A 400-nucleotide genomic window follows, 5' to 3' on the forward strand; every position below is an offset into this window, starting at 1 on the left:
ACCAGCTTGGTTTTACTTGTCTCATCTCCGGGTAGGAGATGGACCGCCTTAGATTTTGAATATTCAAGACACTCAATAAAGTGTTTTGAGAACTCATGATGCAAGTGTTTCCACACTTACATCGGTTTGTATTAATTACACGACAGACATCATGTAATTAAATACTATCAGCTTTCCAAATTGTTAAAGAACTATGCTAACCGGCTGGCGGCGCATGTCGCTCTACCCATCCGAAGACAGGCTAAACAAGCAATCTGTGTGAACACTCAAAAGCATCGAGTTAGTCGTATAGGTAAGGAGGTGATCCAGCCCCAGGTTCCCCTAGGGCTACCTTGTTACGACTTCACCCCAGTCATGAACCACAAAGTGGTGAGCGCTCTCCCGAAGGTTAAGCTACCCA

The 400-nt window shown here is 45.0% G+C and carries 1 rRNA gene; it reads right to left on the reverse strand.

Features of this window, described 5'->3' with window-relative positions:
- Positions 1–293 precede the first annotated feature (293 nt).
- Positions 294–400: ribosomal RNA gene (locus LZP73_RS19355) — 16S ribosomal RNA — on the reverse strand; the annotation flags it as partial.

It is taken from the genome of Shewanella sp. AS16 (genome assembly GCF_021412365.1).
Classification (GTDB): Bacteria; Pseudomonadota; Gammaproteobacteria; order Enterobacterales; family Shewanellaceae; genus Shewanella; species Shewanella salipaludis.